Source organism: Arthrobacter humicola, from assembly GCF_022803015.1.
In the GTDB taxonomy this organism is placed as follows: Bacteria; Actinomycetota; Actinomycetes; order Actinomycetales; family Micrococcaceae; genus Arthrobacter; species Arthrobacter humicola_A.
The window spans coordinates 279271-292936 of sequence record NZ_JAFKON010000002.1 but is presented as its reverse complement, the minus strand read 5'-3'; the positions used below and the strand labels follow the sequence as shown (position 1 = coordinate 292936).

Here is a 13666-nt window from a genome sequence, read left to right as displayed (position 1 = left end):
CACTGACTGGTAGTACCTGAGACGTCCTGCGGCTGCAGGAGTCTGCGGGAAAGGGTGGCGGCCCGGACTCGACGGCGGCCCGCCACCCTCGACGTGGCTACTTGACGTCGGCCGCCGTGTAGTAACCGGAGTCGATGAGTTCCTTCTTGTAGTTCTCATTCGTGATGATGACGGACTTGAGCAGGTACGCAGGGACGACCTTGACCTTGTTGTTGTAGGTCTTGGTGTCGTTGACCTCGGGTTCCTGACCCTTCAGGAGGCCGTCGACCATCTTCACAGCCTGGGCTCCCAGCTGGCGGGTGTCCTTGAAGATCGTGGAGTACTGCTCGCCGGCGGTGATGGACTTCACCGAACCCTTTTCGGCGTCCTGGCCGGTGACGATCGGCAGGCTTCCCTTGGCGTAGCCGCCGGTGCTCGTCAGGGCCGAAATGATGCCGATGGAGAGGCCGTCATACGGGGAGAGGACGCCATTGAGCTTGGTGCCGGAACTGTAGGCGGCCGTGAGGATGTCCTCCATGCGCTTCTGGGCCACGGGGGCCTGCCAGCGCAGGATCGCAGCCTGCTCAAACTTGGTCTGGCCGCTGGGCACCTTCAGGGTTCCGGCGTCCAGGTACGGCTTGAGGGTGTCCATGGCGCCGGTCCAGAAGAAGTTGGCGTTGTTGTCATCCGGGCTGCCGGCGAAGAGCTCCACATTGAACGGGCCCTTGCCTTCGACCTTTTTGCCGCTGGCGTCAACAAGGCCCAGGCCGGTCAGCAACGACGTGGCCTGCTGGACGCCCACCGTGTAGTTGTCGAAGGTGGTGTAGAAGTCGACGTTCGGCGTGCCGTTGATGAGCCGGTCGTACGCGATAACCTTGACGTTCTGCTCCTTCGCCTTGGCGAGGACATCGGTCAGCGTGGTGCCGTCGATGGCCGCGACGATGAGGGCTTTGGCACCCTTGGTGAGCATGTTCTCGATCTGGGACACCTGGGTGGGGATGTCATCATTGGCGTACTGCAGGTCGGCTTTGTAGCCGAGCTTCGTCAAGGATTCCGAGACGTTCTTGCCGTCGGCGATCCACCGCTCCGAGGTCTGCGTCGGCATCGAGATACCGACGAGGGAACCGGCGGCGTCGGCGCTGGCGGCCGGGGCGGCCGTGCCGGGCCTGCTGCCGCAGCCTGTGGCCCCTACGGTCACAGCGAGGACAACCGCGACGGCGCCCAGGAGTTTCCTGATCTTCACAATTTTCTCCTTCCGCGGACCCATAGTCCGCGAAGTTGCTCCTGATCGCAGTCCTGCACGTCATCGTGCCCCTGCGGGGCGGTAACAGCGGGAGGATTGCGGAGGTCTGAATGGAACGGGGGTTCAGCCACCAAGGGAACTGCGGCTGATTGTTATCGCTAACAATATGGTCAAAGATAGCTTCTTGAAACATGTGAGTCAACGCACATTCGGCGCCAATCTCCTTCGGACCGCCGCCGGACCCTCACACGGCGAAGATGCGCCAGGCCGCGCGGTGCGAGGCTCCGGGTCCGAGCCGCACGAGGTCCGTGCCGGTGTTGAAGGCGTCCGGCGGACAGGTCATGGGTTCCACGGCGAGTCCGAGCCGGCCGGGCAGCGGCGGTTCAGCATCCCCGGTGTAGAGCTGCAGCCAGGCGCAGCTGCGGTCCCAGGCCATGCCGACGCCGGTCCCGCCCGGGTCCCGGACCACGACGTGTGCCTGCCCGTCACCGTCGAACACCATGTCGGTGAAGGCATGGTCGAACTTGGTAGAACCGATGACGCGGGCCGCGCGGAAGTCATATCCGTGTCCTTCAACGGACCGGGTGGCGATCGGCAGCAGCCGGTCCGGCGTGACCTCGAGGAACGTCCGTGCCGGCACCTCCAGGCTCCATTGGTCCAGCGGCGCCGGCCCGGCCAGCAGATACGGGTGGGGACAGACCCCGTAGGGTGCGGACCGCTGCCCCACATTGGCTGCTGTGACGTCAGTGTGCAGGCCCCCGCTGGCCAGCCGGTAGCTGGCGGTGATCGACAACGCGAAGGGGTAGCCCGGCACCGGCCCGATGGCGCAGGAGAACTCCACGGCGGAATCCGTCCGGGACTCCAGCCTCCACTCCAGCCCCGGGGTGAAGCCGTGCAGGGCGCATTGCCGGTCGGGTTCGTTGACCGGGAGCTCGTAGTCCGCACCGCCAAAGGTGTACGTCCCGTCGGGAATCCGGTTCGGCCAGGGTGCCACGATGACGCCGCGGAAGTCCGGGTTGGGCCCGCCGGCCGGGAACGGGACGATCAGGTCCCGCCCGCGGAACTGCAGCGTTCGCACCGCTGCACCGCGGGCGGCGACGACGGCGGTGTACTCCCCGTGCCGGAGCCCGTATTCGTCCCCGGTCACAGACCGCCGGCAAGCTTGTAGTAGGCGGCGTTCCAGGCGAGTTCCTTCTTGAAGCCCCTGATGGTGGTGCCGTCGTCAATGGTCAACAGTTCGGTTTGGGCGATCTCGGCGAAGTCCTCGAAGACGTCCATGCCGACGGCGGTGGAAAGCACAGTGTGGTGGGCGGCTCCGGCGGTCAGCCAGGCAGCAGCGGAGGTGGCGAAGTCCGGCTTGGGCGACCAGAGGGCACGGGCCACCGGCAGGTTGGGCAGCGGCTGTTCAAGGTCCACGACGTCGACGGCGTTGGCCACGAGGCGGAAGCGGTCGCGCATGTCGGACAGCGCCACCACGACGCCGGGGCCGGCATCGGTGTCGAAGACCATGCGGACGGGATCTTCCTTGCCGCCGATGCCCAGCGGGTGGATTTCCACGCGCGGCTTGGCGGCGGTCAGGGACGGGCAGACCTCCAGCATGTGCGCGCCCAGGATTTTCTCCTGGCCCGGGACGAGGTGGTAGGTGTAGTCCTCCATGAGCGAGGCGCCGCCGGGGAGCCCGGCGCCCATGACTTTGGCTGCCCGGACCAGGATGGCAGTCTTCCAGTCACCCTCGGCGCCGAATCCGTAACCGTCGGCCATGAGGCGCTGGACGGCCATGCCCGGCAGCTGGCGCAGTGCGCCGAGGTCTTCGAAGGACGTGGTGAAGGCGGCCGAGCCGTTGGCCTCCAGGAAGCTGCGGAGCCCAAGCTCGATCCGGGCGCTGTAGCGCAGCGACTCGTGGCGCGGGCCGCCGGTGCGGAGTTCGGGGGCCACGTCGTAGAGCCGCTCGTATTCGGCGACGAGGGAGTCGACGTCGGACTCTGCCGCGCCGTGCACGGCGTCGGCGAGTTCATTGACGGACCAAGTGTTGACCGAGACGCCGAAGCGCAACTCTGCCTCGGTTTTGTCCCCTTCGGTGACGGCGACATTGCGCATGTTGTCGCCGAAACGGGTCAGCTTGAGGGTCCGGACGGCCGCCCAACCCGCCGAGGCGCGCTGCCAGGATCCGACCTGGCGGGACACCTCGGGGTTGGACACGTGGCCGACGACGGTTTTGCGCGGGATGCCGAGGCGGGACTGGATGTAGCCGAACTCGCGGTCGCCATGCGCGGCCTGGTTCAGGTTCATGAAGTCGAAGTCGATGTCCGCCCACGGCAGTTCGACGTTGGCCTGGGTGTGCAAGTGCAGGAGCGGCTTCCGGAGCAGGTCCAGGCCCTGGATCCACATCTTGGCCGGGGAGAAGGTGTGCATCCACGCGGTCACGCCGATCACGGCGTCGTCCGAGTTGGCATCCAGGGCGGTGCGGCGGATGGCGTCCGAGTCCGTGAGCACGGGCTTCCAGACGATTTTCACCGGGACGTCGGCGGAGGCGTTCAGCGCGTCAGCGATGTCTTGGGACTGGGCGGCGACCTGCTTGAGGACGTCCTCGCCATAGAGGTGCTGGCTGCCGGTAAGGAACCAGACCTCGTACTGCTCAAGGGACGTGTTGTTGGCGTTGGACATGTTTTCTCCTGCGGATGGTTTGGGGGCGACGCGGCTTCGGGGCCTGGTTGTGGGCCTAGCGGCCTGGTTGTGGGCCTAGCGGCCGTAGACGTTCTGGTAGCGGGCATAAAGCGAGTCGATCTGGGCCGGGTCGATCGGCAGTGGTTCACCGAGTTGCCGGGAAATATGGACGGTCCGTGCCACTTCCTCGCACATGACGGCGGCTTTGACCGCCGAGCGGGCATCCTTGCCCACGGTGAAGGGCCCGTGGTTCTGCATCAGCACGGCCGGCGAGCTGGATTGGGCCAGGGTGTCCACGATGCCGCGGCCGATCGAGTCATCCCCGATCAGCGCGAACGGGCCCACCGGGATCGTCCCACCGAACTCGTCACCCATCATGGTCAGCACGCAGGGGATCTCCTCTCCGCGCGCGGCCCAGGCCGTGGCGTAGGTCGAATGCGTGTGCACCACGCCGCCGACCTCCGGCATGTGCCGGTAAACGTAGGCGTGCGCCGCGGTGTCCGAGGACGGTGACAGCGCGGGGTTGCTCCAGTCGCCCTCCGCGGGCGTGCCGTAGAGGTCCGTGACAACCATGCTCCCGGGCGTGAGGTCCGCGTAGGAGACTCCGGACGGCTTGATGACCATCAGGTCATGGCCGGGGACGCGGGCGGAGACGTTGCCGGCCGTCCACACCACCAGTTCGTAGCGCGTGAGTTCGGCGTGCAGTTCGCAGACCTCGCGACGGACCTCCGCGATGCTTTCCAGCAGGTTGCTCATGCGGACACTTCCTCTGCGACCGGGCCGGCGGGGACGGCGGGGACGGCGTTCTGCTGCGGAGCGCCCGCAGTGGCAGCAAACGAGGGCCTGGCCGCACGCTGGATCGCCTTGAGGCGGTGCATCACGCTGTTGGTGCCGCGGCCGAAATAGTCGTGCAGCGTCCGGTACTCCTGGAAGAGTTTTTCGTAGGCGGCAACATTTTCCGGAATGGGAATATAGATGCTGCCGGGCTCCGATCCCATGGCAGCCGCAGCGGCACGGATATCCGCGTATTCACCTGCGGCCACGGCGGCGTGGATGGCCGACCCCAGGGCGGGCCCCTGGGTTGAGCCGATGGTGGAGAGCGGCAAGCCGGTGATATCCGCGTAGATCTGCATGAGCAGCTTGTTCTTCAGCAGGCCGCCGGCCACGATGAATTCCCTGACCGGCACTCCCGAGTCGCGGAAGGCGTCCACGATGGTGCGCGTGCCGAAGGCCGTGGCTTCCAGCAAGGCCCGGTAGGTGTCTTCGGGCCTGGTGGCGAGGGTCTGACCCACCACGACGCCGGAGAGTTCGTGGTCCACCAGCACGGAACGGTTGCCGGAGTGCCAGTCCAGGGCAATGAGGCCGTGTTCGCCGATGGCTTGGCGGGAGGCCAGTTCCGTGAGGTATTCGTGGATGCCCAGGCCTGCCGCTTCCGCTGCCTGGTGGTACTCGGGCGGGACGCCATTGTTCGTGAACCAGCCGAAGATGTCGCCCACTCCGCTTTGGCCAGCTTCGTAGCCCCAAAGTCCGTCGACGATTCCGCCGTCCACCACGCCGCACATGCCCGGGACTTCCCGCAGTTCGGCACCGTTCATAACGTGGCAGGTGGAGGTTCCCATGATGGCCACCAGCTGCCCGGGCTCAACTGCCTTCGCTGCGGGCGCCGTGACGTGGGCGTCCACGTTGCCCACTGCGACGGCGATGCCTTCCGGCAGTCCGGTCCAGGCGGCGGCCTCGGCCGTCAGATAGCCGGCTGCATCGCCGAGCCGGCCGATGGTGTGCGCCAGCTTGGCGCTGACGAAATCCTTGAAGTCCGGGTTCAGGGCGGACAGGAATTCCTTGGATGGGTAGCGGCCGTCCTGGTAGATCCCTTTGTAGCCGGCCGTGCAGGCGTTGCGGACGTAGTTACCGCACAGCTGCCAGACGATCCAGTCAGCCGCTTCCACCCAGCGGTCCATCGCGGCGTAGCTTTCCGGGTCCTCCTCCAGCAACTGCAGGCCCTTGGCGAACTCCCATTCGGAGGAGATGAGTCCGCCGTAGCGCGGCAGCCAGTTTTCGCCGAGTTCCGCAGCCAGGGCGTTGATGCGGTCCGCCTGCGGCTGGGCGGCATGGTGGCGCCACAGCTTCACGTAGGCGTGCGGGCGGTTGGCGAATCCGGGAAGTTCGTTCAGCGGTGTGCCGTCGCCCTTGACGGGGACCATGGTGCAGGCCGTGAAGTCGGTGGCGATGCCCACCACGGCGGCCGGGTCGATCCCGGCGTCGGCGACGGCCGCGGGCACAGCCCGGCGGAGCACGTCGCGGTAGTCGTTGGGCACCTGCAGGGCCCATTCGCCCGGAAGCCGGATGCCGGCGACCCCAGCCGTGTCTTTCGGAAGCTCGCCGGTGACCACGGCATGCGGGTACTCAAAGACCCCGCTGCCCAGTTCCTTGCCGTCCCGGACCCGGACGACGACGGCCCGCCCGGAAAGCGTGCCGTAGTCCACGCCGATGACAAAGTTTTCGGTTCCGTCCACTGAGAAGTCCATCAAATCCTCCAATAGGTTCCGCAACATTGCGAACCCCCCTATTGTTAGCGCTAACAAACATGCTGTCAAGAAGCCTGGCACGTATTGCCGGAACGGAGGGCTTCGGCCCTTAGGAGAGACGGGGACGGGGTGCGGTGCTGGCGCGCACCACGAGCGCAGGTTTGACCACCAGGGCGCCACTGGCGGCATCACCCTCGACCTGGGCGCGTATCAGGTCCATACAGCGCTTTCCGAGTTCCTCGAAGTCCTGTCGCACAGTGGTCAGCGGCGGCATGAAGTAGGCGGATTCGGGCTGGTCGTCAAAGCCAACCACGGAGACGTCTTCCGGAACCCGGATGCCCTTCTCGCCAAACGCCCGCAGCAGCCCGAGCGCCATCTGGTCGTTGCTGACGAACACTGCGGTGGCGCTGCGCTGTTCTGCCAGCTGCTGCCCGATCCGGTACCCGCTGTCCGCACTCCAGTCCCCCTCGACCAGAAGCTCGTCGGAGAGGCCGGCTTCCGCCAACTCCTCGCGCCATCCGTCAACCCGGGCTTTGCCGTCCACCCAGTCGAGCGGTCCGGAGACATGGCCGATCCGCTCGTGGCCAAGGCTGATCAGATGGGCGACGGCCAGCCGCGCGCCGAGCTTCTGGTCGACCATCGCGCCGCTCAACCGCCCTTCTCCGGCTCCGCCGACGACGATCACCGGGAGATCCAGGTTCAGGTCCTCGAGCACCTGAAGTGTCCCGTCGTGCGGCACGATCACAATCAATCCGTCCGCGCCCTGGTCCGTCAGGTGCCGCACCGCATCGCAAATGGCCTTCGCCGCGGCCCCCTTAATCGCGGCAATACTCACGAAATACCCTGCTTCCCTGGCGGCTTGCTGGACCCCCAGCAGGGTATTCGCCGGGCCGTATTGCCCGAGCTCGGAGGCGAGGACACCGATGGTCTGGGTGCGCCGGGTCACCAGGCTCCGGGCGGCCGTGTTGCGCCGGTAGCCGAGTTCGGCAATCGCCGCCTCGACCCGGGACTTTGTTCCCGTGCTGACATTCGGGTGGTTGTTGATCACCCGTGAGACGGTCTGGTGGGAAACCTTGGCCAGCGCTGCGACGTCTTCGAGCCGCGGCTGCCGCCGGTCATTGTTGTTCCCCATGCGAGGCCCCTTTCGCTCCGATGCCGTCCACCGGCTTGAATCAAATTGTGAAATCAAACGATAGGAGGGCACGGGGCGCCCGCTGGTCGGCCGCCCCCCGGCTCCTGTTAGCGCTAACCATAGTCCATTTGGACCCTGGTGTGACGCCCGCAGGGAACGACGCCGGGAACCGCAACGACGTGCGCGGCGGGGAACTTACGTGCCCGGCTGGGCCGCTACCGGCGCGGCGGGCCCGGGCGCGGCGGGTACCGGCGAGCAGCCGCAGGACGCGCGCAGGACCAGGTCCACGGGGAAGATCCTGTTCCGGGTGGGAGACACGCCGTCAAAGCCAATGAGCGCTTCGACGGCGGCCTCGGCCATGGCCTGGACGGGCTGCGCGACCGTGCTCAACGGCGGCCAGCTGAACTCCGCCTCAGCCGAGCCGTCGAAGGAGAAGACCGCCAGGTCCTCGGGGACCCGAAGCCCGGCCTCGGACACGGCTCGCAGCAGGCCGACGGCCTGCAGGTCGGAACTGACGAACACGGCGGTGGGTCGGTCCGCGGCCGCAAGCAGCCGCTGCCCGGCCCGGTAGCCGCCCTGCCGGTCGAAGTCACAGCGCAGGATGGGTCCCTCCGGGAGACCGGCCTCCGCGAGCCCCTGCTGCCACCCGACCTCGCGGGCATCGAGATCATTGCCGGCGTTCATGCCCATGACCAGTGCGATGTTGCGGTGGCCGTGGCCCACCAGGTGCTCGACGGCACGCCGGGAGCCTTCCAGCAGCTCCACGCCGACCGAGTTGAAGCCCGGCACCTCGGTGCTGTGGTTGAGCAGCACGGCGGGGATCTCCGAATGCTCCAGCTCGGTCAGGTCGGGTTCGAACAGCACGCTGGAGAGGAAGACCCCGTCAACGCGGCGGCTCGCGAGGTTCCTGACCTGGCGGCGCTCATTGGCCGCCGATCCGCCCGAGTTCGCCAGCAGCAGGGCATAGCCGCGCGCCGCCGCGGCTTCCTCCACGGCGCGGGCCAAAGTGGCGAAGAAGGGGTTGGTGGTGTCCGGGACCACCATGCCGAGCATCTCGCTGGAGCCAAGTTTCAGTGCCCTCGCCGCGGCGTTCGGACGGTACCCCAGGGCGCTGATGGCCTCGCGGACTTTCGCAGCAGTCACCGGGGAGACCCGCTTGGGGCCGCCGTTCACCACATAGCTGACGACGGCGGTGCTGACGCCCGCCAGCCTGGCCACGTCTTTTCGGGTGATCGTGGGCCTGGCGGAGGCGGGCGAGTGTGGCACAGTGACCATGCTACCGCCGGAGTTCCCGGGCAAAGCCTTCCTCATTGATTCCCTGCGCAGGCAGCCGGACGGGGGCGTCGCCGTGGTCCGGCACGGGCAACCGCTCCCCGCCGCGGAGGGCGGACTCGTGCGCCACGATCCCCGGCAGCGTGTAGCGGGCGGCTTCCCAGGCGTTGACGGGCGGGAGCGTCCCCGTGTCGACGGCCGTGGCGAAGTCGTCCACCAGGAAGTGGTGGCTGCCCTCGTGCCCGTTGTGAAGTCCGCGGAACTCGGCCGGAAGCCGGCCGGCGTCGTGCACGGCGGCCAGCCCGGAGCTGAAGGCGTCGCGCAGGGCCGGTGCGACGCCGGCCAGCGCCGGATCGTCCGCGGCGAGCGTGGCCCGGGTGGCCAGTTCCTCGCTGACATCGGTCACGGACTCCTTGTCCTGCCACACACTGACCAGGGCCAGCTGCTCGAAGCTGGCTTCGGTGCCGAAGAAACGGAAGCGGCTTTCGCGCAGGTGGGAGGGGTAGCCGACGCGGCGCATCTCATTGATGCGCATGGACCCGCCGGTTGAAAGCTCGAACAGCGCGGTGGCATTGGAGAAGTCGTTGCCGAACATGCTGACGTCCTTGTCGAACACACCGTCTCCGCGCTCGTCGGGGACGCCAATGCAGCTGACGCTGACGGCATGGCCGCCGATCGCGCCCAGCACCCCGCCGGTGGAGTGGGTCGGGTACAGCATGGGCGGGTAGCTGGCGGTGCTCTTCCAGTCCTCCCCGCCGCTGTACTGGTAGGCCTCGTAGAAGCCGAGATCCATGTCGTGGACGTAGTCGCCCTCGGCGTAGAAGATGCGGCCAAAGGCGCCTTCAGCCTTGCGCTTGCGGGCATAGACGGTGGCGGGGTTGTAGTAGCTTGTCTCGCCCATCATGTAGGTCAGGCCCGTCTCCCGGACGGCCTCGATGATCCGGGCGATCTCGTCCTCGCTGATGGCCATCGGCACTGCCGAATACACATGCTTGCCCGCCCGGAGCGCCTGCAGCACCAGCGGGCCGTGCGTCCAGCGCTGGGTGAAGATCGCCACAGCGTCGAGGCCGCCGTCGAGCATGGCCTCAAAGCTGGGATAGGTCCCCGCCAGGCCGAGCCGCTCACGGAGGGCCTCGGCCCGTTCCGGCAGGACGTCGGTGACATGGACTTCTGAAATCGCGGGATGGGCGTCGAAGAGTTTGGCGAAGGCGCCTGCAAACTGTCCGGCGCCGACGATGCCTAGTGAGAAAGTCATGCACGCAAGTTTCACACCAGTTTCTACTCGAGTCAATAGCAGACAATGAGCAGAAATTTTCCGCCCGGAAACATGAAAGAAACGGTTGCGCATTGGAAAGTTACTCGTGTAGATTCAAGCCTCAGTTGTAATCCACGTCACAGCATCCACGTAACTGCGGAGGAACCACCAATGACCACCACAACTGCCCGCGGAGCCGCCCTGGCCCGCAAGGCGACCGGCCCGGGAACGGGCAACGCTGCCCCCCGCCGCCGGCGCCGACCCCGGAGCGACCTGAGGGTCGCCCTCTTCTTCATCGCCCCGGCCTTGCTCGGCTTCGTTGCCTTCTACCTGGTGCCGAGCATCCGCGGCGTCTACCTCAGCTTCACCGAGTACAGCGTCTTGGGGGATCCCACCTGGATCGGCACCAAAAACTACACAGCGATCTTCGCGGACGATCTCTTCTGGAACGCCATGGCCGTGACGGTCCAGTACGTGGCACTGAACATCGGCTTCCAGACCGCCATCGCGCTCGGACTTGCCCTGCTGATGCACAACGTCGCCAAGTCCACGCTTATCCGCGGCGCCCTGCTGCTGCCCTTCCTTGTGGCGAACGTGATCGTCGCGCTGTTGTGGTTCTGGATGCTCGACTACCAACTCGGTATCGTCAACGAAATCATCAACTGGATGGGCCTGCCGCGCATCGCCTTCTTCGGCAGCGAGCAATGGGCCATCCCCACCATCGCCGGCGTCAACGTCTGGCGCCACATGGGCTACACCGCCCTGCTGATCTTCGCCGGCCTGCAGTCCATTCCCAACCACGTGTACGAGGTCGCCTCGCTCGACGGCGCCTCCCCGACCCGGACTTTCTGGAGCATAACGATGCCGCTCCTGCGCCCAGTGCTGGTGCTGGTCCTGGTGGTCACCGTGATCGGCTCCTTCCAGGTCTTCGACACCGTGGCTGTGACCACGGGCGGCGGCCCGATCAATGCTTCCCGCGTGATCCAGATGTACATCTACCAGAAGGCCTTCGGTGAATCCGACTTCGGCTACGCCTCGGCCCTGTCCGTCATTCTCTTCGTCATTCTCGCTCTTGTGGCCTTCGTCCAGATGAAGTTCCTCAAGGGCAACGAATCGGATCTGGACTAAGGAACCCCAGCCATGACTACGTCCGCCCCTTCCCGTAAGAAGCCCGTCTCCAGCGTCCCCCCTCCCAGGAAACCGGTCAACTGGCGCCGCGTCGGTGCCTGGACCCTCGTCGCCATCGCCGTCGTCGTGACGATCGCGCCGTTCCACTGGATGCTCCGCACCGCACTGTCCAGCAATGCCTCCCTGGCCTCGAACGCCAGCAACCTGCTGCCGGCCGACTTCAGCCTCGGCGCCTTCAAGCGGGTCCTGGGGCTGCAGAGCCCCGAGGAAGCAATCGCCGAGGGCGGCTCCGGCGCCGCCATCAATTTCTGGCTGTATCTGCGGAACTCCGTCATCTTCGCCACCGTCACCACCGCCGGGCAGGTCTTCTTCAGCGCGATGGCCGCCTACGCCTTCTCCCGGCTGCGCTGGCCGGGCCGGAACGTGGTGTTCGGCCTGTTCCTGGCCACCATGATGGTTCCGCCGATCTTCACAGCCCTGCCCAACTTCCTGATGATCAAGAACCTCGGCCTGCTCAACACCTTCGCCGGCCTGGCCCTGCCGTTCCTGTTCATGACCCCTTTCGCCATCTTCTTCCTGCGCCAGTTCTTCCTCTCCATGTCCCGCGAGGTGGAAGAGGCCGCCATGCTCGACGGCGCCAAACACGTGCGGATCTTCTTCCAGATCGTGCTCCCGAACGCCGCGGCCCCCCTGGCCACCCTGGCGCTGCTGACCTTCATCGGCCAGTGGAACGAGTACTTCTGGCCGCTGCTGGTGGGCCAGGACGAAAGCGTCCGCGTCCTCACCGTGGGCCTGGGCGTCTTCAAGTCCCAGTCTCCGCAGGGCGCCCCCGACTGGTCCGGCCTGATGGCCGCCACCCTGATCGCGGCCCTGCCCGTCCTCCTGCTCTTCATCGCCTTCGGCAAGCGGGTGGTCAACTCCATCGGCTTCTCCGGCATCAAGTAACCCCGGCCCAACCCGCAGTGCCCTTCAAAGCACTGCCCGTCAACAAGCATTCCCCTCAAAGAAGCACTTCCATGAAAGGTCCACCATGAAGAAGACCCTCGGCGCCGTCGCTGCCGCTGCAGCCATCGCCATCTCCCTCTCCGCCTGCGGGGGGTCCGCCCCGGCCTCCACCGAGGCCAAGGGCGACATCAACTACTGGCTGTGGGACGCCAACCAGCTCCCGGCCTACCAACAGTGCGCCGATGACTTCCACAAGGCCAACCCAGACATCAAGGTCAAGATCACCCAGCGCGGCTGGGATGACTACTGGACCACACTGACCAACGGCTTCGTCGCCGGCACCGCCCCCGACGTCTTCACCAACCACCTCTCGAAGTACCCCGAATACGCCGCGAAAAAGCAGCTGCTCTCCCTCGACGAGGCGGTGGCCAAGGACGGCATCAAGCTGGAGAGCTACACCAAGGGACTCGCCGAGCTCTGGGTGGGCCAGGACGGCAAGCGCTACGGACTGCCCAAGGACTGGGACACCGTGGGCCTCTTCTACAACACGGCCATGACGGACTCCGCCGGCCTGACCGCCGAGCAGATGGCCAACCTGGAATGGAACCCGCAGGACGGCGGCAGCTATGAGAAGGCAATCGCGCACCTGACCGTGGACAAAAACGGCGTGCGCGGCGACGAGGCAGGTTTCGACAAGAACAAGGTGGCCGTCTACGGACTCGGCCTGGCCGGCAGCGGCTCCGGGCAGGGCCAGACCGAGTGGAGCTTCCTCAGCGCCACCACCGGCTGGAGCGCCACGGACAAGAACCCCTGGGGCACCAAGTTCAACTACGACGACCCCAAGTTCCAGGAGACCATCGCCTGGTGGGCCGGACTGACCGAGAAGGGCTACATGCCCAAGCTCGAGACCACCGTCGGCGCCAGCCTGGCGGACAACTTCGGCGCCGGCAAGGCTGCCATCAACACCACGGGTGACTGGCTGATCGGCCAGTACAAGAGCTACAAGGGCGTGAAGACCGCGTTCGCCCCCACCCCGAAGGGCCCCGAAGGCAAACGCGCCAGCATGTTCAACGGCCTGGCCGATTCCGTCTGGGCCGGCACCAAGAACCCGGCAGCCTCGATCAAGTGGGTCGAATACCTCGCCTCCACCGCCTGCCAGGACGTCGTAGCCTCCAAGGGCGTCGTGTTCCCGGCTCTCACCAGCTCCTCCGACAAGGCAGCCGAAGCATTCAAGGCCAAGGGCACCGACGTCTCCGCCTTCACCACCCACGTCAAGGAAGGAACCACGTTCCTGTTCCCGATCGCGGATAAGGCAGCCAAGGTGGACGGCATCATGAAGCCGGCCATGGACGCCGTCCTCTCCGGCAAGAAGCCTGCCAGCTCCCTCACCGAAGCCAACAACCAGGTCAACGCCCTCTTCAACAAGTAAGCGTTCGAAGCCACAGCCGCCCGCCACGGCGGCGCCCGGTGCGCGGGATCCCCGAGCCGGAATCCCGCGCACCAGCACCTGACTTCCGCACTAC

General features: G+C 66.4%; 11 protein-coding genes. 3 read left to right on the top strand and 8 right to left on the bottom strand.

Annotated elements, in window-relative coordinates; translation table 11 throughout:
- Window positions 1-97: 97 nt before the first annotated feature.
- From chvE to ARTB_RS06270, 8 genes are all read right to left on the bottom strand, one after another.
- Window positions 98-1222 carry a multiple monosaccharide ABC transporter substrate-binding protein gene (chvE, locus tag ARTB_RS06305; RefSeq protein WP_368859392.1) on the bottom strand — a complete coding sequence of 375 codons (1125 nt, stop codon included), beginning with the start codon at window positions 1220-1222 and terminating at the stop codon, window positions 98-100.
- Between the two features lie 244 nt (window positions 1223-1466).
- Window positions 1467-2369 (bottom strand): aldose 1-epimerase family protein, encoded by a 903-nt coding sequence (locus ARTB_RS06300; RefSeq protein WP_243178198.1) that lies wholly within the window; start codon window positions 2367-2369, stop codon window positions 1467-1469.
- Window positions 2366-3886, bottom strand: a complete 1521-nt coding sequence (araA, locus tag ARTB_RS06295; protein WP_243178197.1) for an L-arabinose isomerase — start codon at window positions 3884-3886, stop codon at window positions 2366-2368. Before araA ends, ARTB_RS06300 begins: the two co-directional genes overlap by 4 nt.
- A gap of 75 nt (window positions 3887-3961) precedes the next feature.
- Window positions 3962-4642 (bottom strand): L-ribulose-5-phosphate 4-epimerase, encoded by a 681-nt coding sequence (locus ARTB_RS06290; protein ID WP_243178196.1) that lies wholly within the window; start codon window positions 4640-4642, stop codon window positions 3962-3964.
- Window positions 4639-6411 carry a ribulokinase gene (gene araB / locus ARTB_RS06285; protein ID WP_243178195.1) on the bottom strand — a complete coding sequence of 591 codons (1773 nt, stop codon included), beginning with the start codon at window positions 6409-6411 and terminating at the stop codon, window positions 4639-4641. The genes ARTB_RS06290 and araB overlap by 4 nt, the downstream gene beginning before the upstream one ends.
- Before the next feature lie 109 nt (window positions 6412-6520).
- Window positions 6521-7543, bottom strand: a complete 1023-nt coding sequence (locus tag ARTB_RS06280) for a LacI family DNA-binding transcriptional regulator (protein WP_243178194.1) — start codon at window positions 7541-7543, stop codon at window positions 6521-6523.
- Window positions 7544-7738: 195 nt separating this feature from the next.
- Window positions 7739-8818, bottom strand: a complete 1080-nt coding sequence (locus ARTB_RS06275; protein ID WP_243178193.1) for a LacI family DNA-binding transcriptional regulator — start codon at window positions 8816-8818, stop codon at window positions 7739-7741.
- A gap of 1 nt (window position 8819) precedes the next feature.
- Window positions 8820-10070 (bottom strand): Gfo/Idh/MocA family protein, encoded by a 1251-nt coding sequence (locus ARTB_RS06270; RefSeq protein ID WP_243178192.1) that lies wholly within the window; start codon window positions 10068-10070, stop codon window positions 8820-8822.
- 171 nt (window positions 10071-10241) lie between these two features.
- Here ARTB_RS06270 and ARTB_RS06265 point away from each other — a divergent pair, with 171 nt between their 5' ends.
- The 3 genes from ARTB_RS06265 to ARTB_RS06255 all read left to right on the top strand — a co-directional run bounded on the left by ARTB_RS06265 (window position 10242) and on the right by ARTB_RS06255 (window position 13572).
- Window positions 10242-11198 (top strand): carbohydrate ABC transporter permease, encoded by a 957-nt coding sequence (locus ARTB_RS06265; protein WP_243178191.1) that lies wholly within the window; start codon window positions 10242-10244, stop codon window positions 11196-11198.
- A gap of 12 nt (window positions 11199-11210) precedes the next feature.
- A complete protein-coding gene (locus ARTB_RS06260) occupies window positions 11211-12143 on the top strand; it encodes a carbohydrate ABC transporter permease (RefSeq protein ID WP_243178190.1) in 933 nt (310 codons plus the stop codon).
- A gap of 85 nt (window positions 12144-12228) precedes the next feature.
- Window positions 12229-13572 carry an ABC transporter substrate-binding protein gene (locus tag ARTB_RS06255; protein ID WP_243178189.1) on the top strand — a complete coding sequence of 448 codons (1344 nt, stop codon included), beginning with the start codon at window positions 12229-12231 and terminating at the stop codon, window positions 13570-13572.
- Window positions 13573-13666 lie beyond the last annotated feature (94 nt).

What these genes read in the sequence shown, in the direction of transcription:
- araA (WP_243178197.1), bottom strand. Translation starts at nt 3,886, where the DNA reads ATGTCCAACGCCAACAACACGTCCCTTGAGCAGTACGAGGTCTGGTTC.
- ARTB_RS06290 (WP_243178196.1), bottom strand. Translation starts at nt 4,642, where the DNA reads ATGAGCAACCTGCTGGAAAGCATCGCGGAGGTCCGTCGCGAGGTCTGC.
- araB (WP_243178195.1), bottom strand. Translation starts at nt 6,411, where the DNA reads ATGGACTTCTCAGTGGACGGAACCGAAAACTTTGTCATCGGCGTGGAC.
- ARTB_RS06280 (WP_243178194.1), bottom strand. Translation starts at nt 7,543, where the DNA reads ATGGGGAACAACAATGACCGGCGGCAGCCGCGGCTCGAAGACGTCGCA.
- ARTB_RS06275 (WP_243178193.1), bottom strand. Translation starts at nt 8,818, where the DNA reads ATGGTCACTGTGCCACACTCGCCCGCCTCCGCCAGGCCCACGATCACC.
- ARTB_RS06270 (WP_243178192.1), bottom strand. Translation starts at nt 10,070, where the DNA reads ATGACTTTCTCACTAGGCATCGTCGGCGCCGGACAGTTTGCAGGCGCC.
- ARTB_RS06265 (WP_243178191.1), top strand. Translation starts at nt 10,242, where the DNA reads ATGACCACCACAACTGCCCGCGGAGCCGCCCTGGCCCGCAAGGCGACC.
- ARTB_RS06260 (WP_243178190.1), top strand. Translation starts at nt 11,211, where the DNA reads ATGACTACGTCCGCCCCTTCCCGTAAGAAGCCCGTCTCCAGCGTCCCC.
- ARTB_RS06255 (WP_243178189.1), top strand. Translation starts at nt 12,229, where the DNA reads ATGAAGAAGACCCTCGGCGCCGTCGCTGCCGCTGCAGCCATCGCCATC.